This window comes from Pedobacter mendelii (assembly GCF_014635725.1).
In the GTDB taxonomy this organism is placed as follows: domain Bacteria; phylum Bacteroidota; class Bacteroidia; order Sphingobacteriales; family Sphingobacteriaceae; genus Pedobacter; species Pedobacter mendelii.
Genome location: NZ_BMDJ01000007.1, coordinates 195,720 through 220,305, shown reverse-complemented (window position 1 = coordinate 220,305; position 24,586 = coordinate 195,720). Strand labels below are relative to the sequence as shown.

The 24,586-nt window shown below is 36.1% G+C and carries 16 protein-coding genes; 9 read left to right on the top strand and 7 right to left on the bottom strand.

What is annotated here, in order from left to right:
- The first annotated feature begins 114 nt into the window (after positions 1–114).
- The 5 genes from IEV50_RS13565 (at position 115) to IEV50_RS13545 (ending at position 5,880) form a co-directional block, all read left to right on the top strand.
- Entirely contained in the window at positions 115–1,836 is a 1,722-nt protein-coding gene (locus IEV50_RS13565; RefSeq protein WP_229746733.1) for a carbamoyltransferase family protein, read from the top strand.
- A 622-nt stretch (positions 1,837–2,458) separates the two neighbouring features.
- Entirely contained in the window at positions 2,459–3,550 is a 1,092-nt protein-coding gene (locus tag IEV50_RS13560; protein WP_188415204.1) for a helix-turn-helix domain-containing protein, read from the top strand.
- A gap of 156 nt (positions 3,551–3,706) precedes the next feature.
- Positions 3,707–4,330, top strand: coding sequence for a Crp/Fnr family transcriptional regulator (locus IEV50_RS13555; RefSeq protein WP_188415202.1), 624 nt, complete (start codon positions 3,707–3,709; stop codon positions 4,328–4,330).
- A gap of 84 nt (positions 4,331–4,414) precedes the next feature.
- The gene (locus IEV50_RS13550) at positions 4,415–4,876 is read left to right on the top strand and encodes a DoxX family protein (protein ID WP_188415200.1); all 462 of its coding nucleotides are present in this window, start codon (positions 4,415–4,417) and stop codon (positions 4,874–4,876) included.
- 251 nt (positions 4,877–5,127) lie between these two features.
- Positions 5,128–5,880 carry a porin family protein gene (locus IEV50_RS13545; RefSeq protein WP_188415198.1) on the top strand — a complete coding sequence of 251 codons (753 nt, stop codon included), beginning with the start codon at positions 5,128–5,130 and terminating at the stop codon, positions 5,878–5,880.
- Positions 5,881–6,121: 241 nt separating this feature from the next.
- Here IEV50_RS13545 and IEV50_RS13540 read toward each other — a convergent pair whose 3' ends face one another.
- From IEV50_RS13540 to IEV50_RS13525, 4 genes are all read right to left on the bottom strand, one after another.
- Positions 6,122–7,015 carry a bestrophin family protein gene (locus tag IEV50_RS13540; protein WP_188415196.1) on the bottom strand — a complete coding sequence of 298 codons (894 nt, stop codon included), beginning with the start codon at positions 7,013–7,015 and terminating at the stop codon, positions 6,122–6,124.
- A 370-nt stretch (positions 7,016–7,385) separates the two neighbouring features.
- Positions 7,386–8,819 (bottom strand): TolC family protein, encoded by a 1,434-nt coding sequence (locus IEV50_RS13535; RefSeq protein ID WP_188415194.1) that lies wholly within the window; start codon positions 8,817–8,819, stop codon positions 7,386–7,388.
- Positions 8,812–11,982: an efflux RND transporter permease subunit gene (locus tag IEV50_RS13530; protein WP_188415192.1), complete on the bottom strand. Its 3,171-nt coding sequence runs from the start codon at positions 11,980–11,982 to the stop codon at positions 8,812–8,814. The genes IEV50_RS13535 and IEV50_RS13530 overlap by 8 nt, the downstream gene beginning before the upstream one ends.
- A 25-nt stretch (positions 11,983–12,007) precedes the next feature.
- Positions 12,008–13,090, bottom strand: coding sequence for an efflux RND transporter periplasmic adaptor subunit (locus IEV50_RS13525; protein WP_188415189.1), 1,083 nt, complete (start codon positions 13,088–13,090; stop codon positions 12,008–12,010).
- 279 nt (positions 13,091–13,369) lie between these two features.
- Here IEV50_RS13525 and IEV50_RS13520 point away from each other — a divergent pair, with 279 nt between their 5' ends.
- Positions 13,370–14,860: a gluconokinase gene (locus IEV50_RS13520; protein WP_188415188.1), complete on the top strand. Its 1,491-nt coding sequence runs from the start codon at positions 13,370–13,372 to the stop codon at positions 14,858–14,860.
- A gap of 2 nt (positions 14,861–14,862) precedes the next feature.
- On the top strand, positions 14,863–16,152 hold the full coding sequence (locus tag IEV50_RS13515; protein WP_188415186.1) for a gluconate:H+ symporter: 1,290 nt from the start codon (positions 14,863–14,865) through the stop codon (positions 16,150–16,152).
- A 26-nt stretch (positions 16,153–16,178) separates the two neighbouring features.
- Here IEV50_RS13515 and IEV50_RS13510 read toward each other — a convergent pair whose 3' ends face one another.
- The 3 genes from IEV50_RS13510 to IEV50_RS13500 all read right to left on the bottom strand — a co-directional run bounded on the left by IEV50_RS13510 (position 16,179) and on the right by IEV50_RS13500 (position 21,463).
- Complete coding sequence (locus tag IEV50_RS13510; protein ID WP_188415184.1) at positions 16,179–16,577, bottom strand: response regulator; 399 nt, start codon at positions 16,575–16,577, stop codon at positions 16,179–16,181.
- A 4-nt stretch (positions 16,578–16,581) separates the two neighbouring features.
- Complete coding sequence (locus IEV50_RS13505; RefSeq protein ID WP_188415182.1) at positions 16,582–19,911, bottom strand: PAS domain S-box protein; 3,330 nt, start codon at positions 19,909–19,911, stop codon at positions 16,582–16,584.
- 349 nt (positions 19,912–20,260) lie between these two features.
- Positions 20,261–21,463, bottom strand: coding sequence for a GAF domain-containing sensor histidine kinase (locus tag IEV50_RS13500; protein ID WP_188415180.1), 1,203 nt, complete (start codon positions 21,461–21,463; stop codon positions 20,261–20,263).
- 329 nt (positions 21,464–21,792) lie between these two features.
- Between IEV50_RS13500 and IEV50_RS13495 the strand changes: the two genes are divergently transcribed.
- Both IEV50_RS13495 and IEV50_RS13490 read left to right on the top strand, forming a co-directional pair.
- On the top strand, positions 21,793–23,385 hold the full coding sequence (locus tag IEV50_RS13495) for a flavin monoamine oxidase family protein (protein WP_229746732.1): 1,593 nt from the start codon (positions 21,793–21,795) through the stop codon (positions 23,383–23,385).
- On the top strand, positions 23,276–24,583 hold the full coding sequence (locus IEV50_RS13490; protein WP_229746731.1) for a pyridoxal phosphate-dependent aminotransferase: 1,308 nt from the start codon (positions 23,276–23,278) through the stop codon (positions 24,581–24,583). The genes IEV50_RS13495 and IEV50_RS13490 overlap by 110 nt, the downstream gene beginning before the upstream one ends.
- The last annotated feature ends 3 nt before the right edge of the window (positions 24,584–24,586 follow it).

The following is a 24,586-nucleotide window of genomic DNA, read 5'->3' as shown; positions in this document are numbered from 1 at the left end:
TAAACAGGACTTAAAAGATCGATTCTAAAAAGCCTTTTTGCACAACAACTTCTGCTTTTTTCAAGCAACAACTCTGGGGGTCAATTTAAAATTGGCGAAAGGGGGTCAAATTTATTGGTATATGCAATAAATGCCTTTCATGGAGATTCCGCAGCCTGCATCTACAAAGATGATGTCATTATCGCCGCGTCTGAAGAAGAACGATTCAGACGTATCAAACACTGGGCAGGTTTTCCTTCAATGTCGATTCAATTTTGCCTGGATGAGGCCAGAATTCGTATTGAGGAAGTAGATCATATTGCCATTTCCAGAGATCCTAAAGCAAACTTTAGTAAAAAAGTTTTCACAGCATTAAAAAACAGACTCAGTATTAAAAACATAGCCGATCGGCTGCGAAATCTTCAAAAAGCAAAAGACATTAATGAAGAATTTATCACTCACTTTGGCTTAAAACCTAATGCATTAAAAGCGAAAATACATAATGTAGAACACCACCGATCGCACTTGGCTAGTGCTTTCTTTGCATCACCATTCGATGATTCGGCAATTTTGAGTATTGACGGTTTTGGAGATTTCTCCAGTACAATGACGGCTGTTGGAAAAGATAATAAAATTACAGTGCTTGATGCTGTTCGTTATCCGCATTCACTTGGATTATTTTATACTGCCTTAACACAATTTTTAGGTTTCCCCCATTATGGAGATGAATATAAAGTGATGGGACTCGCACCTTATGGGAAAGCAATTTATGAAAATGAAATTCAGCAATTAATACAATTAAAATCAAACGGTCTATTCGAACTCGACCTTAAATATTTCAACCATACTAAAAAAGGAGTTCGAATGGTTTGGGCAGGTGGAATACCAGAGATGGAATCTGTATTTTCGGAAGAAGTTATTCGCTTATTGGGGCCTCAAAGAAAAATCGATGAGCCACTTACACAGAAACATAAAGATATTGCAGCAAGCGTGCAAAGCGTAACGGAGAAAGTCATTTTTCATGTGCTTCAGCATCTGCAAAAAACAACCGGCTTAAAAAATATATGTATTGCTGGCGGTGTTGCACAAAATTCTGTAGCTAATGGTAAGATTTTACAAGAAACAAATTTTGAGCGTATTTATATTCCACCTGCCGGACATGATGCCGGAACTTGCATAGGTGCCGCATTATGGGTTTATAACCAAATCTTGCAAAAACCCAGAACTTTGCCCATGTTACATGGCTACTTCGGAAGTCGATTTGATAATCATTACATAGAAAATCTATTAACTGATAAAAAAATAGAATACTTTAAGCTTAATCAGCTTGATTTCTATGAAAAAATAACAAGTTGTTTAACAAATGATGGTGTTATCGGATGGTTTCAAGGCAGAGCTGAATTTGGTCCGAGAGCACTTGGTCATCGGTCAATCCTGGCAGACCCTAGAAATGTAAATGCAAAAGAAATCATTAACGCCAAGATTAAACGCCGGGAATCATTCAGACCTTTTGCACCATCTATTCTCTCTGAATATGTAAATGATTATTTTGAGCAAGTTGATGATGTGCCATTTATGGAAAAAGTTTTCAAAATTAAATTTGAAAAAAGAGCTCTTATTCTGGCAGTAACTCATTTCGATGGTACGGGCAGATTACAAACCGTTCATAAGCAAACTAACGAGCGATATTACGAACTCATCTATTCGTTTTATAAAGCAACATCAATACCAATCCTTCTAAATACCTCATTTAATGAAAACGAACCTATCGTAAACACGCCAGAAGAAGCAATAGATTGTTTTTTACGGACCAAAATGGATATGTTGGTTATGGAAGATATCATCATCATAAAATAAACCGATCGCTAAATCCAATATAAAGCCAATGATTAATCGTTGGCTTTTTCATTTTAATTGAATTTAAGATTAGCGCCTGGTTGAAATAACTTACTGTGGTGGCTAGTATGCCATTCCCAAAAAACTGAAATTCGAAAAATTCTCTAACGGATTAATTCTACAAAATCAAAAAAAACATCATATTTGTCTATCTCCCTATATTAAATTATTTATTAATTATTTAAGGCTCATGAACTATAAATTCAGAGGGGGTGGTTATTCGTTTTTTTTGACTACTATCTTAGCTTACTTAACCAAGCTTATTCATTTGATGTTTAAAACTTGGCTCCCATGGCTAATTTTCACTAAACCCTATGTGAAACTGATATATAATTACCCAAGATGTAATGGCTTACTGCTGACATCCGCTTAAGTTTGTCAATACTCATTTCATCCTTATCAGTTAGCATTATCCCGGAGTAAAGCCATGTCAATTTTAAACTTTTTAGTTAGTATTACCTGCTTTTTTCTTTTTTTATTCTCTGTGCATTTATTTTTTGCCGAAAGCAAAAATAAAATACAGAACAGATTACTGTCGGTATTATTATTTACTCGCTCGGGCCACATTCTAGTATCTCTGTTAATGGGCTCAAATCAGCAAAAGCTTTCATTCATACTTTTTCAAAGCTTTACACCGCTATATTTTGCAGCACCAGCATTTTTCTATCTTTACATTACCGGATTTTTAAGTTACGAAAGACCATTAACAAAAGCGAATTGGCTTCATTTTATACCTGCACTGTTGGCCATCATTCATGTCATACCTTGGCCAGGTATTGGAAATCTCGATTGGCAGTTGCTTATCAGTCAGTTTAATAAATATGGTTATTTGTCTCTGAAAGCAAAAAGCGGGTTATTCCCACCATATTTCCATTATCTTTTCAGACCCTTACTAACCATAATTTATTTGGTGCTATCGTGGAGGGCAGTTATTAAATCTAAAATCTTAAAGCAATCTGACAATGATCATCCAAGAACAAACTGGATGTTATTTATATTGCGGGTTGCAACTTTTTTCCAGCTAATGGGTTTAACGAGAATCATTTTAAGCCTTTTTGATATTCCGCTTTACAATCCCATTTTTATTTTCCTGAATTGTACAGTATTACTTGGCGTTCTGCTTTATGCTTTACATAAGCCTCACATTTTTTACGGTTCTCTCCTGATTGCTATTGATTGGAAAAAAAAAGAATCTCCGACCGCTCAACCTGTAAGAGTGCAGTCTGAATTCCTGGAAAAGGATAAAAATAATCAGGCTGGTAATGTACGAAAAGAATCAAGGATGCTACCAATTCCTTTTAAAAGGATCAAGATTACTGACGGACAGCTCGAAGCCTACATCCTTTTAATGAAAAATGCTATGGAAGTAGAATGCCTATTTTTGAATCCCGATTTACAAATTGTTGATTTGGCCGGTAAAATTAATGTACCTGTACACCACTGCTCCTTTGTAATCAATAACCATTTAGGCAAAAATTTTCGCGACTGGATTAACGGGTATCGAGTTGGTTATTTTCTGAAGCAATACCCTTTGCTAGGCGCTAAAATGACGATTCTTGCGATTGCACAAGAAGCGGGTTTTAAAAATCAGGCTACTTTTTATAATGCCTTCAAAAAGGAAAAAGGAATAATGCCTACCTCCTATATTGCTCAGGAACTTAGTCCATATAGCTAATTACAGCTATAATTTCTCAAACGGTTGAATCGTTAGAGATGATAGGGTGTACAAATTAATTGTTTTTTTCTAGTCCTGAATAACTTTGAAGAGGTTTTTCTGCAATTAAGTGAGGCAATTAAAACTGTAAATCTTCATCTCCCTAATTTTTAATAATTGATGATAAATGTACCCGAAAGTCAACGTTATCTGCAACCGCTCATTAATTACCTTGAGCAACTCTATCCACTTTCACAAGAGTTCATTCAGCATTACGAGAAAGATTGCAGCCTAATTACCATAAAAAAAAATAAGTTTGTTCTTTCGCCTTTTGATACCAACAATTCTATGTTTTTTCTGTTAAAGGGGATTGTCCGTGGTTTTATAAAAGAAGAAAAAAGAGACATCAGCACTTGGTTTGGTTTTGAAAATCAATTTATTGAAGCTGTAAGAAATCCTGAAGAGCAATCAAATTATTCTGTCGAATATATTCAGGCAATTGAAGATTGCGAAATGATTAGGATCCCATACAAACTTACCAATTTTCTTTATACTGTTTATCCTGAGGCAAGCATTATAGCAATAAAGCTTCTTGCGATTCAATATTATGCTTCCACAGAGCGGTCGGCTCTAGCCAGAATTCCAACTGCACTTGGCCGTTATCTAAAATTAGAGCGAAGCGGGATAGACATTAGTAGGATACCACAACGTTACCTAGCAAGTTACCTAGGCATTCGATTTGAAACTTTAAGCAGGCTTAGGAATAGATCTTTGGAAAATAAAGTTCTTAAAACAGCTTAATTTCAGGCTCAAATGTTAAACTTTTCGACATTTGACAAACTCGCTTTATTTTTCCGTATATTGCTTATAACCAATTATAAAGATATGAGCGCGTTAAAAAAAATGCAGAATTGGGGTGATAGAAATCATCCTGTCTGGTTGGATTATTTAAGAATACTTTTAGGCGGTGTTTTAGTCTGGAAAGGCATTGCATTTTACCTTAACATCGGTGCATTCAGTACATTAATGCACCATGCACATCTTGGAACTGCGGTTGGCATCAGTATAATTGCCCACCTTATTATTATCTTACATGTTATCGGAGGTATAGCGATTGTGCTAGGAACCCATACCAGGGTCTTTTGCCTGGTTAATCTACCAATCCTTATCGGTGCGGTTTTCTTTATAAATTTCTCGTCTGGAATTTTCAGGCCTTATGCTGAAATCTGGCTATCAGTTTCCGTACTCATCGGACTAATTTGTTTCATTGTGGAAGGCAACGGAAGGCTTTCTGTTGATAACAATACTGATAACACCAAACTGAGCAAACAACAACACACCGCTTAAATTAAAATCATGGCATAGCAAAACCTCCCGAATATCTGAGTGATATCCGAGAGGTTTTTAATTTTCTTTAAGAGCCAAAAGACAGTTTTTGAACTAGCTGCCTATTTTAAGATTTGCCAAATTCCTATCCGCTAATAAAGAATAGCCTTTCATTTACACTGCTTTCAGTTTCAGATTAAAACATATTATTAAAAGACCTGTAGCGCTTTTCCTTAATTATTCGTTTAGACAAATAACCAATAAACTTAGACATGTTTCGCTTTGATGCTCATTCATTCCTGTCTTTCAGCAATGCTGGGAAACGATCTTTAATAAAACCCCTTTTTGTGATCATTATTTTTCTGGTACTGACCCTTGCCCTGCAGCTGGCAAATGCGCAAACCAGGATCGGCATAAAAGCCGGGGTCAATCTTTCCACGCTTTCCATTAGTAACACAGGTGCTGGCAATGAAGATACTAATTATCTGCTTGGGGCACAGTTTGGTTTAACGCTGAACAAACCGGTATTCGATCACTGGAGCTTACAACTAGGACTAATTTATAGAGAGATGGGCTTTTCTTCTGAACGTGGGGCTAACGGTTTTAATGCACGGGGTTTCAAAGTTCGGGCAGATTATTTTTCTTTGCCCTTTCATTTGCTTTATCATGTTAACTTTAGAAGCGCAAAGTTTTTCATTGGTTTAGGGCCTTATGTGGTCTATGGTGTAGGAGGCCGCTGGCGTTCCGATGATCCGGTTGCGATTGGTGATATCATTGTCGGCAAAACAGGCAGTGTCGGGTTTACAAATGATTCTAGCGAGGGTATTTTTGAATCCTATACTTATGGTCGACCGCTGGATTACGGGTTGACTAGCCTGGTTGGACTAGAAATTAAGGAACGACTATCTCTGCAGTTTAATGGTGATTTTGGCATGGCCAACCTGATGCCTAGATTTGCTAATTATCAGCCTCAGGGAAAACTTAAAAACAGTAGTTTCGGGCTGGCCTTGGGGTTTAAGTTCTAATTGGGCTGAAGGGCGTAGTGAATATTTCGGAGAAACTGGTTCTTACACAATTTTGGCGGCAATTTTCATGAAACACAAAAGTAAAATTTTTTTTCGCGCTGGTCATGACTTTGTCTCAAAAGCATCAGCCGGAATGGTTTTCACATATAGTCTCAAATGAGATAGTAACCCACGAAAAAACGCTCAATTCAAATGTTATTCCAAAAGCTATACATTTTTAAGCCAAATAGCCCTAAATTTATTACATCATATAAAAAGTATCAGATGTCAAGACATTTGGGATTTGTTCTTCTCCCAAAAGCTGCTTAAGGTTTATTTCGATGGTGTTACAAATAGAATTCATTGCAGTATCTGTAGGAAGGTCACTAAAAGGATTTTCCATGTGGCTAGCCGTTTTTTCCAAAAGGAAAAAAGCCGCAGAAATTATTAGTAGCAACGGAATCTCGAAATAACTTTCTATGTCCCTAAGGGAGATGGATAGCGTGATTATGAAAAGGTAGATGGCCAAGTGAAGGAAATATCTGTAAGTAACCGGAAAGACAGTAGACTTGATGCGTTCGGCCATACCCATGGAATTTGAAAAATTAACCATTGTATTATTTAGCTGAACATGACTGAAAACATTAAGTTTATCTTGCTCCTTTAACTCGGCAATATGCCTGGTGTTTAGCTGCAGAATGGCGAGGTGTTTGTTGTTATGTTTTTGAATTCCCAGTATTTCCTGCTCACTTAAATATTCCTCCAGATGTGCCGCGCCGTCTTTTTCACGAAGTGCTCTGCTTAGGCTATGGCACCAGGCAATGTGCCTGAATGAAATCGTCCTGATTTCATCTTCATTACCCGGATAAATAAACGACTGCAGTTGTAGCACAAATGTTCTACTATCGTTTACAATACTTCCCCATATCTTTCTTGCTTCCCACCAGCGGTCATACGACTGGTTGAGCTTAAAGGAAAGAATTACCGATATTGCAGTTCCCAGAAAAGCTGGTATACCCAATGGCATTTCTGGAATAAGGTTTCTGAATACTGAAGTAAGGTAATAAACGGCAAGGCCGATAACGAGTACATATAGCAGCTCAACCCTTACCTTTTTAAAGATGTAACTGAAAGGAATTTTCTTTTTTAATAGCATAAGTAAAATCTCAACAAAGAAATAATTAATTGATTTTTAAAACAAATTAAAATATAAAATTTTAAAATATTATATTCTAATTTTTATTTCAGCATGGTAATACTTTGCCAGAAATAATTCTTAGTATTTTTTTACTTGATCCTGCTACTCAAATTCGTAAATCAAAAATGCGAAAGAATCTTTAAGACCTTTTTGTTAAAGGCAGGAAAAATCTTACTCAAATCTGTTTTTCCTGGCCTTATTAAATCAATTATTAAATTTTAGAATCTTAAATTGAAATTTCTTTACAAATAGTCATGATTCAGATTGAAATTATATTCAAAGTGCCTTTTAAAACACTGAATATAATGAGTTTTAATCAATGGTATTGTTAATTCCATCCACCGCCAAGCGCATGGTATATGTTTACCACAGCATTCAGCTGTTGTTTCTTAGTTTCAATTAGCTCTAGTTTAGATTGCAATGCATCGCGCTGTGTCATCAGGACTTCAAAATAATCGGCTCTTGCTGCTTTAAATAAATCGTTAGAAATATCTATGGATTGGGTAAGCGCCAATACTTGTTTCGATTTTAAATCATAGCTTTTTTGAAGATTAGTAATATTCGACAATTGATTTGCAACCTCGATATAACCATTCAAAACAGTTTTTTCATAATTAAATACGGCTTGCAACTGCTTTGAATTTGCAGTTAAATATTCTGCTTTTATGGCATTCCGATTAATAAGTGGCCCTGCCAAGTCCGCTGCCAATGAATAGGCTAATGATTCAGGCGTTCTTAATAAATACGAGGGGTTAAACGCCTGATAACCGATGGTTGCAGAAATACCTAAAGATGGATAAAATTGTGCTTTCGCTACTTTAACATCTAATTTCGCCGCAGCTAAATCTAATTCGGCCTGTTTAATATCAGGTCGGTTTGCCAATAACTGTGCTGGTAAACCAGCCTGAACCGTTGGTGGAACAAGGTCGGTAAAACTACCTTTATCTCTTGGGATAGCTTGTGGATAACGACCTAATAAGAAATTAATTTTGTTTTCACTTTCGGTAATGTTCTGTTGAATATCGAATTCTAAGCTTTTAGAACTTAAAACCTCAGCCTCAAATTTCCTTACTGCAAGTTCGGTTACCCGTGTTGCTTGTTTTTGAATTTTCATCAATTCCAAAGCATTGCTCTGCAAAGCGATATTCTGCTTTACAATAGCCAGTTGATTATCAAGCGCCAGTAATTCATAGTAAGAATTGGCAACTTCAGCAACAAGATTTGTGATTACGAAATTACGACCTTCAACTGTAGACAGGTAACGGCTTACTGCTGCTTTTTTAGAATTTCTCAACTTATGCCAGATATCAGCTTCCCAATTGGCCTGTAAACCAAAGGCATAATCGGGCAGTACATCGGGCACTTCCTTGCCAGGCGTAATATCTGTTGAGGCGTCGCCCGCACCAGAGCTGGTGTAGCGACCAACTTTCTCTAAGCCTGCACCTACCCTATAACCAACAGAAGGAAGCAGTTCTCCTTTTCTTGCTTTAATTTCGTTTTTAGCAATTTCTATTTCTTGCAGGGTTACGTTCAATTCCTGATTGTTCTTTAATGCAGTATCAATCAATCTAACCAGATTTGGATCAGTAAAAAACTGGCGCCATTGAATTTTGCCCGTATTTAGCGTATCCTGCGAATCATTGAAATTCACAGGCACATTTTTATTTTCATTACGCTGGGCAAACTCTGGCACTTTGCAAGCTGAATATGTAGCACATATTAATGCAATGCCAAAGTATTTATAAATATCTTTTTTAAACATTATCTTCTATTTCTTCAGTTAACGGATGTTCTTCTTCAATTTTAATCAGCTTATGTCTTGCTGCTATTGTTCCAAATACATAATACAATCCAGGGATGATTATTACCCCGAAAATGGTTCCGAAAAGCATACCACCTGCTGCAGCTGAACCAATCGTTCTGTTACCAATTTTCCCAGGGCCGCTGGCAATCATTAGCGGTATTAAACCAGCGATAAAAGCAAATGAAGTCATTAAAATCGGGCGGAAACGTACACTTGCTCCGTCCATTGCAGCTTTAAGTATGGTTGCGCCTTGTGCCTGCCTTTGTGTTGCAAATTCGACAATCAGCACGGCGTTTTTACCAAGTAAACCTATCAGCATTACCATCGCAACCTGTGCATAAATATTATTTTCTAAACCTAAAAGCTTTAAGAAAAGAAAAGCACCAAAAATACCCACAGGTAGTGAAAGAATTACTGATAGTGGAAGGATAAAACTTTCGTATTGTGCAGCAAGTACGAGGTAAACGAAGCCCAAACAGATAAGGAATATATAAATTGCCTCATTGCCCCTTGATACTTCATCTTTAGATATACCTGCCCAATCGATACCAAAACCTCTAGGCAATGTTTTTTTGGCAACCTCACTAATTGCAGCAATGGCTTCTCCTGAACTGTATCCTGTTGCGGATTGACCGCTAATTTCGGCCGCATTATACATATTGTGCCTGGTAATTTCTGAAAGTCCATACACTTTTTCCATCTTCATAAAGGCCGAAAAAGGAACCATTTCATCCTTATCATTTTTAACTGATAACTTTAAAATATCCTCAGGCAAAGCTCTGTATTGTGGCAAGGCCTGAACCATTACTTTGTACTGGCGATCGTATTTGATAAAGCTGGTTTCGTAATTACTCCCGACAAAAGTAGAAAGCGTGTTCATTGCGTTATCAATCGTTACACCTTTTTGCTGTGCAATATCATTGTCTATCTTCAACATATACTGAGGAAAACTAGCACTGTAGAAAGTAAATACAGACGATAACTCTTTACGTTTATTAAGCGCTGCTACAAATTCATTGGCAACGGTTTCCATTTTTTTATAGTCGCCACTACCTGCTTTATCTAATAAACGAAGTTCGAAACCGCCCGCTGCTCCATAACCCGGTACTGCCGGTGGTTGGAAAAATTCTATGGTTGCGCCTGGGATTGACTTTGATTTCTCTTCAAGTTCTTTAATAATTTCCTGAGCAGAATTTTTACGTTCATCCCAATCTTTTAGGTTAATTAAACACGTTCCAGAGTTCGAGCCAGTACCCTCCGTTAAAATTTCATACCCTGCTAATGATGAAACTGATCGAACACCATCAATATCCTCACACATTTTCTGAAGCTTCTCTGCTATCTGGTCGGTTCGCTCTAAGGTAGATCCTGGTGGCGTTTGAATAATGGCATATACCATTCCCTGATCTTCGTTTGGTATGAAACCGGAAGGAACACTTCCACTTAAACCCCAAATGCCCAAACAAAATAAAATTAACACCCCAAAAGTTAATAACTTGCGACTAACAACCTTGGTTAAAACGATTTCATATTTGCCGGAGAGCCTGGCAAAGCCTTTATTAAAAGCATCTAAAAACTTATCAACTATGGTTTTCTTTTTCGCCTGCCCATGATTATTTTTCAACATAATGGCACACAAGGCTGGTGTAAGCGTTAATGCCACTATACCCGATAAGATAATTGCAGTAGCCATGGTGATGGAAAACTGACGGTAGAAAATACCCACCGGACCCGACATAAAGGTTACCGGAATAAATACAGATGCCATTAAAAAGGTAATTGCAATGATTGCTCCGCTAATTTCCTTCATCGCCTCTTGGGTAGCTCTAAGTACTGACATTTTCCTGTCGTGTTCCATTTTAGCGTGCACGGCCTCAATAACTACAATTGCATCATCCACTACTACACCAATGGCCAGTACCAAAGCAAACAATGTAATTAGATTGAGCGTTATACCAAAGAAGGACATAAATACAAAGGTTCCGATGAGGGAAACCGGAACTGCAATAGCTGGAATAACGGTTGAACGCCAATCGCCAAGGAAAAGAAATACAACCAATCCTACCAAAATAAAGGCTTCAACAAGGGTATGAATAACTTTCTCTATCGATGCATCAAGGAATTTTGACACATCATAACTCACCTCATAATCTAAACCTTTCGGAAATGAACTGGTTTTAATCTCAGCCATTTTGGCCTTAACATCTTTAATAACCTGCGTAGCATTACTTCCATAAGATTGTTTTAATACAATCGCTGCTGAAGCTTTTCCGTTTAAGGTAGAATATAAATTATAAGCTGAAGCACTAAAATCTACATCTGCAACATCTTTTAGGCGCAACATTTCGCCATTGGCGTTTGCCCTTAGCACAATATTTTCATAGCCTTCTTTTGTATTAAAGCGACCAGAATATTTCAGCACGTATTCAAAAGCTTGCGATCTTTTACCAGAACTTTCTCCTGTTTTACCTGGAGATGCTTCCAAACTTTGTTCATCAAGCGATTTCATCACTTCATCAACAGAAATTTTATAGGCCTGCATGCGATCGGGCTTAAGCCATATTCGCATGGCATAATCTCTATCGCCCAAAATATCAGCAAAACCAACCCCATCAATTCTTTTTAATTCAGAAAGCAAATTGATATCGGCAAAGTTGTATAAGAAGTTTTGGTTCATTTTAGGATCTTTACTATACAAGTTGATATACATCAACATGTTAGATTCCTCACGTGTGATTTTCACACCCTCACGAACAACAAGTGGCGGAAGTTTATTGGTTACTGCTGCAACCCGGTTTTGAACATTTAAAGAAGCCTGATTAGGGTCAGTACCGAGGTTAAACACAACCTGGATAGATGCTTCACCATCATTACCTGCATCAGATGCAATGTATTTCATTCCCGGCACACCATTCAAGGCTCGTTCGAGCGGAATTACGACAGATTTAATTAATAATTCGTTATTTGCCCCAGGGTATTCTGCTGTTATATTTACTTTAGGCGGGGAAATAGACGGGAATTGGGTTACAGGAAGATAGCTTATTGCCAACACCCCTAAAAACACAATTATAAGAGATATAACTATAGAAAGGACTGGCCTTTGTATGAATTTACTAAACATAAAATAAGTATTAGCGGGATTTAGATTATTCGGTTTTCAGTCTCAATTTTTGAATAACGTCTTGCGGCTTCTGGAATTTATAAGTGATTTTATCATCATCTTTAACTTTCTGCACACCTTCCAGCAATATCTTATCGCCCAATGATAAACCATCACTAATTACGTATAAATCAGGTAATTCACTGGCAATTGTAATCGCCCTCGAATGGACTTTATTCTTACCATCTAAAACAAAAACATAAGTTTTATCCTGAATATCGTAAGTGGCTTTTTGTGGAATTACAATTGCATTTTTTAAAGGCACAAGCATCTGAATTTTACCAGTTTCGCCATTTCTCAATAAGTTATCAGAATTTGTAAATCTTGCCCGGAACGCAATGTTACCGGTTTCATTATTAAACTCACTTTCTATAACTTCAACCCTGCCTTTAGATTTTAACAACTCGTTATTTGCAAGCAATAAGCCAACTTCTTGCTGTCCTTTTACTTTTGCTGCCGATTGATAGTTTAAATATTCAGGCTCCGAAACATTAAAGTAAGCAAATACCTGGCTGTTATCAGATAAACTGGTAAGCAATGCGCCTTCATCAACCATACTTCCCAATTTAAAAGGAATACGATCTATCGTTCCATCAAATGGTGCTTTAATTTCGGTAAAACCTAAATGCATTTTAGCCAGCGATGTTTCTGCATTTGCAGCCTGCAACTTTGCTTTCGCCATTGCCAGTTCATTTTTAGACACCACATTTTTATCCGTTAATAATTTTGTGTTTTCTAATTCGATTTCAGCCGATTTTGTTTCGGCCTGCGCTTTTAACAATTCTGCCTGAAGCATTTTTGGCATAATTCTAAACAAGACTTGTCCCGCATGAACATGCTGACCTTCATCAACATAAATATTTTGTAAATAACCTTTTTCTAAGGCTCTGATTTCGATATTTCTGACAGATTTAATCTGCGAAACGTACTCTTTTGTAAAAGAAGTATCAATTTTTAGCGGTGAGGTAACCGCATAAGTAACAACTTCTTCTTTTTCTTCTTTTTTCTCGGTACAACCTGTTACGTAGAGTAAAGCACACAGGCCAAGGAACATGACATTTCTCTTCATCTTTTTTACTGATAGTTTATCTGATTTAATTTTTGGTTAAATTAATTTTCAGATAGATAATCTATAAAGACTTTATCCGTAAAAGCAGATATGATGACTTTAGTGGATTAGGGCTATCTGTTGATTAATTATGGTACGAAATAACTACAGAATTATGAAGTTATAATGAAGTTGAATTCATGGTAGATGGTAGATAAGAATTTCTGAGTTTGTTCCCGTGATTTGTACAACTTTTGTTTTCAGGCTCAAAAAGCTAAATTGCACCCTAAACCTGCATGAATGAAATATATAACCGGCATTGATATTGGAACGGGAAGTACAAAGGCGGTTGCTTTGGATATGCTGTACAAACCCATCGCTTCCGTTCAATCCTTTTATGCTACCGAATCGCCTAAACCCGGCTACAGTGAACAAAATCCAGAAATCATCTGGAAAGCTTTTATCAAATGTATTAATGAATTAAAAGAAAAATTAGGATCAGAATTATTAACTATCGGACTAAGTTCGGCTATGCACAGTTTAATTATGGTTGATGACCAGGGTAATGCCTTAGCACCGATGATAACCTGGGCCGATAATCGCAGCACCGCTATTGCTGAAAAACTAAAAGAATCAGCAGCTGGCATAGAAATTTATAAAGCTACAGGAACACCGATTCATGCCATGTCGCCCCTCTGCAAAATCATTTGGCTTAACCAAAATGAGCCTGAACTTTTTGCAAAAACCTATAAATTTATCTCCATAAAAGAATACATCTGGTTTAAGTTGTTTGGAGAATTTAAAGTTGATTATTCAATTGCTTCTGCTACCGGATTATTTAATATCCATACCTTGAAATGGGACGAGCAGGCGCTTATTTCAGCCGGATTGAAACCCGAACAATTATCAGCGGCTGTACCGACGGATTATCATAAGCATGAATTGCAAGCATCAGCCAAAGTAATTTTCCCAAACCTGAAAACGAACTTTGTAATCGGTGCTTCTGATGGTTGCCTGGCAAATTTAGGCAGCGAAGCAATAACAAACGGTATTGCAGCTGTAACTATTGGTACAAGTGGTGCATTAAGATTAGCGAGTTCGAAGCCTGTTTATAACCCAACCGCAATGCCTTTTAGTTATATATTAGATGCTCAGACTTTTATTTGTGGCGGCCCGATTAATAACGGAGGAATTGCTTTACAATGGCTACTAAAGAACGTTTTTGGCAAAAAAGTTTTAAATGATGAAGATTATAATGCGCTGTTTGAAGCAATTGCCGGTATACCGGCAGGAAGCGAAGGCTTAACTTTCTTGCCCTATTTAGCCGGAGAGCGGGCACCAATATGGGATAGTAAAGCCTGCGGAACCTTTTTCGGCCTTACACTGCAACATGATCAAAACCATTTGGCAAGAGCGGTTATAGAAGGCATTTGCTATGCCCTGAACGATGTTATGAAAGCCGTTGAAGAAGAGACGAATCCAATTAAGCAAATTAATGTAAGCGGCGGTTTCGTACATTCAAAAGTTTGGATGCAAATACTGGCAGATATTACCGGAAAAAAACTCAAACTGGTTTTGCAGGAAGATGCATCGGCTGTTGGAGCCGCCTATTTGGCGGCAAAAGCAACTGGTTTATCAGAAGAGTATCCTTCATCTGCCCCTATTAATCCTAAAATTATCATGCCTGATAAATTAAATCATTTAAAGTATCAAAGAAATTTTCTCATATTTAAACAACTGTATGCAAACCTAAATCTAACCATGCATCAGCTTCATCACCTGAATCAATAATTATGTCGTTACTTATCGTCCTTGCCGGAATTCTCCTACTTTTTATATTGATTATTAAGAAGTTAAATCCGATGATAGCCTTGCTTTTTGTTGCTATTTTAACGGGGCTGTTTTTAGGGATGCCGGCAACAAAAGTGATGGGTTCGGTAAGCAATGGTATTGGTAGCACGCTGGGCAGTATGGTAATGGTGCTTGCTCTTGGCGCAATGATGGGAAAGCTGATTGAAGACAGTGGTTCTGCTAAAAAAATTGTATTCATTCTGATTAAATTATTCGGACAAAAAAATATACAATGGGCAGTTTTATTAACAGGCTTACTGGTAGGTATTCCTTTATTTTATAATGCTGGTTTTGTTGTACTGATTCCCCTGGTTTTTGCTATAGCATCAGCAACAGGCTTATCGAAATTATATATTGGTATACCAATGGCTGCTGCGCTATCCGTCACCCATGGTTTTTTACCTCCGCATCCTGGCCCTGTAGCATTAGCCGCTATATTCCATGCAGATTTAGGTAAAACCTTAATATTTGGTTTAGGCTTAAGCATTCCGATAGCAATTATTGCAGGTATTTATTTTCCGAGGTTAATAATTAAAAATGAGCATTCTGCCGTAACCGGCACTTTTGTTATTGTTGAAGAAGAAAATTTACCTTCGGGCATAAAAAGTTTTAGCACTGCACTGCTACCTGTGTTACTAATTGTCGCAGGCACAATAGGCATTACATTTACAGGTGATTATTTTATTAAACCAGTTTTTACTTTTTTAGCTGACCCAACCTCAGCATTGTTAATAGCGGTTATTATTACCGTTTTAGTGCAGGAAGTAGGTATTTCAAGAGCTATGGAATCTTGTGTGGAAGGTGTAAAAAGTATTGCTATGATTATTTTAATTATTGCTGCAGGTGGTGCTTTTAAACAAATATTAGTAGATAGTGGTGTTGGCGAAACTGTTAAAACACTTACTTCAGGATTAAATCTTTCTCCATTATTTTTAGCCTGGCTAATTACAGCATCGTTACGGATAACTTTAGGTTCTGCAACAGTTGCGGCTTTAACTGCCTCTGGAATTGTGCTACCGTTAATTGGTACAGGAGCATCTCCCGAATTAATGGTTTTAGCTGTAGGTGCAGGTAGCCTGATGTTTTCTCATGTAAATGATACGGGCTTTTGGATGTTCAAGGAATATTTTAACCTTACGCTAAAGCAAACATTTAAAACATGGACAATGATGGAAAGTATTGTTTCCGTATTGGGTTTATTAGGTGTGTTGCTTGTGAATCATTTTTTATAGCCACAAGATTTAAATAATAGTGCCTGTTAATTGAAAAAAGGAGCAAGCTCATTAATATCTCTAAAAGCACCAATATGCCTGGTTTTAAGCGGTTTGCTTACAAAACCCAAAACAATTTCATATTCTTTGGCCCTGCATTTATCTGCTTCATTTATAGAAGAAGTAACCATAATTGCATAAACCCTATTTTTTAAGGCACTTATATTAATCGCATCTAACAAATCCCAACCATTCATAACTGGCATATTAATATCCAGTAAAAGCAAAAAGTGGATATCTGCATCCTGGGTTACTTGCATATAATTCAATGCAGCTTCAGCATTATCGAAATATTCGCAGGCACAGTTAACTTCATCTTCAAGCTTGGCCTCATGTATTAAAAGAATGAGTGGGTCATCATCAATGGCTAATATTTTTCTCTCCATAGTATTATTGTTGTGAAGCGTCTGATTTGATAGTTATCGCTCGTATAATCGTATCGAGTTCTTTAGCTGAATTTTCTATATGCTGTATAATTTCATCTTTCGTTAATTTTTTCTGAATCGATGAGTTGTTAAGCATATCAATGAGTGCCATAATTCTTGCTAAAGGAGCCCTCACAGTATGGGATTGTATCCACGCAATTTCCTTTAACTTTTCGTTTTGTTTTTCTATCGTATTGATATAATCCAATCGCTCTGAAATATCGGTTGCCACAACAAGTTTTGCTTTCCTTCCACTAAAAACAATATGATTGGTTTTAATATCAACATAAATTAAATCACCTTTTTTAGTGCGATGCTTGTATGTACCTTTGTAAACTAAATTATGTTTTACATTATCTTTAAGAGTTTTTTCTAATACACCCAATTCTTCTTCAGGCCTGATATTGCGGATATTCATTTTTAAAAACTCATCACGACTGTAGCCATAATTATTTACTGCCGCACGGTTAACATCTAAAAAGTTTAATGATTCAAAATCGTAAACCCACATGGGCAAAGGGCTGAGGTGAAAAAGTTCATGGTAACGTTTTTCTGATTCTTCTAATTCTTTATTGGCTTCAGCAATATTGGCTTCCGCTACTTTTCTGGAATTAATATCTTGTATGCTGCCATAAGCCCTGATGAATTTCCCATCAATAATTTCTGTTTGACCAATTGATCTTATCCACTTCAATTTCCCACTGAAAGCCTTTATTTGAATTTCTTCATCCCAGTTTTCCAAATCTTCGAGCACAATTTTTCCTTTATTTAAATGATTGTTTTTTGAGCCAAAGAAACGAGAAATTAACAATAAATCAGGCTTAAAACCATCTTTTGCTTCAATAATTTCGCATGCAATTTCCGAACAATATATCTTTTGGGCTTCTGGGTCAATTTCCCAGCTTCCAATAATTGCAAGATTGTTTGATTTGAAAAGCAAGTCCTCAAGATTTTTGCGTTCGGTAATATCTTTTCCAACTATAAAGATCGAACTTTCTTCGGGTACATAGGTTGCGGTCCACGATAGCCAAATAGTTTTTCCGGATTTAGTTAGGCATCTATTTTCAAAATGCGAAATGTCCTCATCCATTGCAATTTTAATTGCCTCTAAAGTTTTTTCGCGATCATCAGGATGTACAAAATGAGTTGTTGGCTCACTAAGTAATTCATTATCCGAATAACCTAAAAGTTCGCAGGCTGCAAGATTTATCTTCCTGAAATAACCTTTAAAATTGAGTACTGCGATAATATCGGGCGCAAAATTGAAAATTTTATCTAGCTCGTTTTCAAGTTGCTTCCTTTTAATTTCAGCCCCTAAAATTCTAGCAAGTTCTTCACCAATTATATCGAAAGAAATGGAATCGGGCAGTACATTACCAATTAAAATTAATACGCCTATAAATGTACCATTATGATTTAGTGGCAATCCAATTGCGGTTTTTAATCCGGCTTTTTGTGCAGCATGCCTACGTGAAAAGTCGCCAAATTCTACAAAATCATCAAGAACTTGTAAATCCATTGTTTCCCATACTTTCCCAGCCAAACTTTCTCCTTTAGGAATTTTTACTATATTTTTAGTGTCATAATGAAATTGAATTGCTTTCTCATTTTCGGCAGTTTTAGCAAAAAGTTTCAGGTTTCGTTTATAGGTATCAGGCAACCAAATTTCAGAAGCATCAAAACCGGTATTCTTATTGATGATTTTCAAAACTAAAGTTAATACATCTCTAAGGCCGCTGTTTGAGTTAAAAACACCGGATATATCGTTAAACAATTTTTTGCGGTTTTCGCTAATCTTTTCCTTAGTTATATCTCGTTGGATGGAAATCCATATGTCAAACTCACCTTTTTCATTTTCTACAGGCGTTACAGAAAAGCTATTCCAAAATTCATCCCCATTTTTTTTGTAGTTTACCATATTGGTATCACAAGAATGACCTTCCAATAAACATCGAATAATTCTGTCAATTTCTAACTGATCAGTTTTTGGCCCTTCTAATATTCGTGGAGATTTACCTACAACATCTTCAGCAGAATAACCGGTCATTAAAGTAAAGGCATTGTTAACGTAGATAATTTTTGAGATCGGTTTGCTGCTGCTAGTATCAATTTGGGTAATAACAACTGAATCGGTAGTATTTAATACAACGGATTCTAAGAGGCGAATTCTTTGTTCCTCCACTTTCTTTGAAGTAACATCATGCATAGCGCCAACCATTCTTAATGCTTTACCTAGTTCATCTCTGATGAGGAAGCCTTTATCATGAACAATTGCATACTCGCCGTTTGCTTTTAAAAATCTATATTCAGCAGACCAAACGGTTTCCTCAGTTAGTATAACCTTATCTAGTTTTCGGCTAAACTGCTCAATATCTTCAGGATGAATTTTCTCTATCCAGGAATGTATATCAGAATTGAGATCTTGCTCATTATAGCCAAACAAGATTCGAAAATTTTCGCCCCAAATTAAGGTGCCTTTCTGAATATCCCAATCCCATATTGCATCACTTGTTGCTTTTACGGCATACTTGTAACGCTCATTACTTATTTCAGCTTTAATTCTATCGTACATACGCTCGGTTATATCGCGAGAATTTGCAACAAGGCCTTGAATATTAGGATCAGTTAATTTATTGCTTATTATAGTTTCCACCCATAAATATTCACCCTTTACATTTTTAAACCTGTAAGGTTTAAGTAACATTTTTTCTACATGTTGTGCTTTAGAAAATTGTTCTTTAATTCTAGGCACATCATCTGGATGGATAAACTCAAAGGCATTTGCAGAAAGAAAATTTTTTTGACTAAATCCTAAAATTCCCTTCACAGATGAACTTACCTTGAGGTAATTACCTTGGACATCAAGTACAGCAATCATTTCCAGTCCTTCCATTACCAAAGTATCCAAAACCTTTTCATGAACTAAACGAGAAGGGGTTAAAGCTATGGAGTGCAGGAAATATCGAATATTATGTTCATCAGCATCAATAAGGCGATGGGTTAGCTTATAATTGAGCCCGGTTTTAGAAGTTAGTTGTAAAGGAATCTGTTCTTCAGGATTCTTAATATCAATACTATCAATAAAGAAATCATCAAAAGATTCGAAATACTTATTGTAGATTTTGTTTAAATCTGAAATACCAAAACCTGAAAATTCTTTTTTTGTTAGGCCAAAAAAAATTAACCATGCATTATTGGCAGCAGCAAATTTAAAATTGCCAGAAGAAAAGCTAACCAAAATGGAAGGCATCTCGATAGCATTTATTAATTGAAGGCAACCGTTTTCGGAAATCATTGTTATTTTAACCTATCTTTTCTATAAAATTTTCAGTTCACTTTTTATGGGTCAGCTGCATTCAAAATTCAATTTATGAAAATAGATTGAATCAAAAAATTTTTAAATTTACGACACCTTCATTTATAGGAGAAATATTATTAAAATAATAAATAAAATTCCAAATATCATCAATTAACAAAGGCTAATATATTAATAGAAGGTATTTTTATCACTTTTATAAATTAAATGGATAAAATGAATATTAATTTTTGTTGCATTCGTTTTATTCGTTTTACAGATGTAAATAAGCTACCTTCCAGTTATTAAACTTTAATTTATTTTAGCAAAAAAGCTTTGATTATATACCTTATGAAAGCGGGATTGTTATTTCAAAGTTTGTTCCCCATCCCTCTTGCGATGTAATTTCCATTTTACCGTTTAAACTATTTACGTTTTCTGTAACCATGGGTAAACCCAAACCATATCCCCGCTCACCACTTGTTCCTTCGCTGGATTCTAATGTGCCGTTCAGAATTTTATCTACTGCTTCCTGACTAAGGCCGTTTCCATTATCAGACACATCAATCTTTAGTGTTTTTTCCTTATCTAAAACGGCTAAATCAAGCTTTACCGTTACTGTTCCATAATCAGAACTAAATTTTATAGCATTAGAAATTAAATTCCCTGCTATGGTTAACAATTTGTATTTAGAGAAATTAACGTTTTGGTTTGCATTTCCAACAATAACTTTAAAGAAAATATTTTTAGCTTTAGCTTGTGGGGCATAAAGTTTTTCCAATCTATCTTTAAATATTATAATGTTAAAATCATCGCTTTTTAATGTTTTTTCTTGATTTAGTATTTCTTCAGTTAGGGCTAAAACACCTTTCGTACTATTTTCAATCATTTTCATGTAATCCAATACATCCGGAATTTGATTATTAATATCACGTTTACGAATTATTTCTATAATCCCTGTTACACCAGATAGCGGACCCCGAATATCATGAGCCGCCTTACGCTGATTTTTTTTGGATTCATCAAGCTCATTTTTTAGGTTTTGCGTAATTTTTAAATTTATGAGCTTATCAACAACCTCTTTTGCAAGCAACTTTAATAAATCTATTTTATCTTTAGTTAGTGTTTTAGCGGTATTATCCATAACGCATAATGCGCCAATATTATAGCCACCAGGTGTTTTTAAAGGCACGCCAAAATAATGACGTAAATTGAGCGGGCTTTTTACATAGAAAAAATCTTTCGAACGTTCATCTGTGGAGAGGTCAGTGATTTCGAGGTACTCATCACCTGCAATTGTGTATTGACAGATGGACTCTTCGCGGGGCATTTGCTCTATAGTTAATCCATAATTAGAAACAGACCATTGTGTAAAAGAATCGATAAGATTAACCAAAGAAATATTACTATCAGAAATTCTTGCAGCAAGCGCTGTAAGGTTCTCAAAGTTACTTTGCAAATCAGTATAATCTGGGTCAAAATCGGCGAGTACTTTTAATCGCTCAACTTCATTTGCTGATATCGGAGGGGTGTTTTCGCTGCTTAATTCCATAGTTTTATTTTAAATTCGAGCGCTGTACAAAGTATGACATTTAAAGCTTATTTTAAAATAAATTTTGCTGAATAAATATAAATTAGCAATTTTTTAAAAACAATTTTTTTTTTAGATTTTACAAAAAATAAATTAAGATAATATGCAACAACTTAATTTTTAAAAGAATAACAGCAAATTAAAACAACTTAATATAAAAAAATCAAAATAAAATAGGTAAATAACTAAAATAAAATATATTATTTTAATGATTTTACAAAATACACTAATAATTTAATCGATAAATCGGTAAATTATTTTAATATTTGCTATAACAACCGGCAAAACAATTGAAATCAATATCGAGAAGAGATTTTTTGAATAAAAGTGGTCTTTTAGCGTCTGCAACATACCCAGCTATGCTTGCACTTGGCTTATTAAAATCAGCTCCGGCACATGCTTTTAATCTTGAAGGCAAAGGAAAGGGAAAAAAAATAATCATACTTGGAGCCGGTTTGGCAGGTATGGCTTCTGCGTATGAATTAACTAAACTAGGCTATGATTGTACCATCCTCGAAGCACGAGAAAGAACAGGTGGCAGATGCTGGAGTATTAAAAATGGTAGCCGGCATAATGAAGTAAATAAGCAGACCGTTACAGCAAATTTTGACGAAGGATTATATTTTAATGCCGGTCCTTCTCGTATTCCCCACAATCACGAACTTACCCTTCATTATTGTAAAGAATTAGGTGTTCCAATTCAGGTTTATAATAACGTAAATGAAAGTACTTATTATTTTGCTGAGGGGAAGGGTTCTTTATCCAACAAAAAAATAAGAGCACGTGAAATCCATAACGATGTTCGTGGCTATATGACGGAAATGCTGGCTAAAACTATGGATAACGGCGAATTAGATAGTCCTTTGACCAAAGAAGACAGTCAAAAAATTGTTGAATATTTAATGGCAGAGGGTGGTTTAGATGCTGATAAATTGTATAAGGCATCTGCCAGACGTGGTTATATAGAAGCGCCGGGTGCAGGCGATAAACCAGGAAAACTTTCAGACCCATTAAAGCTTGCAGAAATTATACAATCGGGTTTGTTAGACCCTGACTTTTATAATGTAGCCGAATATACATACGAATTACAGATGACTATGTTTCAAGCAGTAGGCGGAATGGATAAAATTGCACAAGCATTTGAGAAGAAGCTAACCCCAATGCTGAAATTAAATGCAGAAGTAAGTAACATTCAAAACACTGCTGATGGTGTAAAAATTACTTATAAAGATAAAGTAGGAACCCATGAATTGAGTGGCGATTTCTGTATATGCACCATACCTTTACCGGTTTTAAGCAATATCAAAAATAACTTTTCTTCTAATGTAAGTCGTGCTGTTGATTATATAAATTATAATGAAACAGGAAAAATAGGTCTTCAGTTTAATCGCCGCTTTTGGGAAGAAGATGAACATATTTACGGAGGCATTACCCACACCAACAATGAGCTTACGCAAATATTTTACCCATCTTATGACTACTTAAGTAAGAAAGGAATACTGATTGGGTATTATAATTTTAATGAAAAGGCAAAACAAGTTGGAGAGCTAAGTTATGCCGAACGCGAGCAGCTGGCTTTATATAAAGGAAAACTGATTCATCCTCAATATGATAAAACTTTTGAAAAATCACTTTCCGTTAGCTGGCATAAAACAAAATATAGCATGGGCGGATGGGCAGTTTACACATCCGAAACCCGAAAAAATGCATATCCTGCGTTATTAAAACCCGATGGAAATATTTACTTCGCAGGTGAACACTTAACTTACCTAAATGCCTGGATGGCAGGCGCATTTGAATCTGCAAGAAGTGTGGTTGCCGATTTACATAGCAGAAATACAGAAAGCAGGCAAACTTACCCAACACAAACAACTAAAGGATAAACTTAAAATTTTAACCATGGCCAATCAACTTAATCGCCGCAGCTGGATAAAATCTACTGCATTGCTGGCAGGAGCAGCAACTTTCTTATCCGGAACACTTGAAAAACTGGCAGCAATGCCAAGAAATATTCAGCAGAATTTTATGAGTGATCGAATGGCCGATCAATACAGTATTTTACGGGCAGATGAAGCCAGGCCAGTTATTAAAGCCAGGTTATCTGCAAATGAAAACCCTTTCGGCCCATCTGCAGGTGCTAAAAAGGCGATGAAAAAAGCATTAAAAAGCAGCTATCAATATCCGTTTATGCACATGCGTGAACTAACCGAACAAATTGCGCAACATGAAGGCATTAAACAAAATAACATTATGATGGATGCAGGTTCATCACCAATGTTGCTTGGTGCCGCTTTATTTTATGCAAAGAATGGTGGCGAAATTATTTCTGCCGATCCATCATATAACGATTTGCCATCAGATGCTGAAAGACATGGCGCTAAGTGGACTAAAGTTCCCTTAACATCGGAATATAAAATTGATTTGGATGAAATGGAAGCAAAAATCACAGATAAAACGGCACTTATATACATCTGTAACCCAAATAATCCAACCGCAACAATTCTCGATACTGTAAAGCTTAAAGATTTTTGCGAACGTGTAAGCAAAAAAGTTCCTGTATTTGTTGATGAAGCTTATATAGACTATTTACCTGATCCGCAGGCTGCCAGCATGATTGATTGTGTTAAAAAAGGACAAAATATTATTGTCGCCCGTACTTTTTCTAAACTTTATGGGTTCGCAGGTTTACGGTGCGGTTACATCATTGCTCAACCAGAAACCATAAAAAATCTATCAAAATATTCTACAGGCTCTATGAGCCTTTCAGCACCTACACTTGCCGCAGCAATTGTTGCTTACGGGGAAAAAGATTTTTTAACGGATGCATTAAAGAAAACAATGGCCTCGAAAGAATATTTATATTCGGTTTTAAAAGCAGAAGGTTATGAATACATCCCTTCCTCAGCAAATTTTGTAATGTTTCCGTTAAAGATGGACAGTATGCGTTTTTCTCAGGAGATGAGCAAAAGAGGTGTAAGCATCCGCACCTGGCGTTTCAGCGGAAAAGAATGGTGCAGGGTAAGTATTGGTAGAATGGATGAAATGAAAGCATTTGCAGATGCCTTTAAACAATTATCATAATCA